The organism is Paenibacillus sp. LS-5 (assembly GCF_056121505.1).
Map to the genome: position 1 here is coordinate 1 of NZ_JBWAVA010000082.1, position 268 is coordinate 268.

At 56.7% G+C, this 268-nt stretch carries 2 tRNA genes; both read left to right on the top strand.

Annotation, left to right across the window (positions count from 1 at the left end):
* Positions 1-106 precede the first annotated feature (106 nt).
* Positions 107-183, top strand: a tRNA-Met gene (locus AC0MA3_RS26545).
* Between the two features lie 9 nt (positions 184-192).
* A tRNA-Val gene (locus AC0MA3_RS26550) sits at positions 193-268 on the top strand.

A 268-nucleotide genomic window follows, 5' to 3' on the forward strand; every position in this document is an offset into this window, starting at 1 on the left:
AAGTGGCTATAAGGGGACCCTCTGCTAAGGGGTTAGACTGCGTAAGCGGTGCGAGGGTTCGAATCCCTCTCTCTCCGCCATTTTAAATCCATTACCATGTTATTGTGGCGGCGTAGCTCAGCTGGCTAGAGCGTACGGTTCATACCCGTGAGGTCGGGGGTTCGATCCCCTCTGCCGCTACCATACATACCTGGAGGCTTAGCTCAGCTGGGAGAGCATCTGCCTTACAAGCAGAGGGTCGGGGGTTCGAACCCCTCAGCCTCCACCA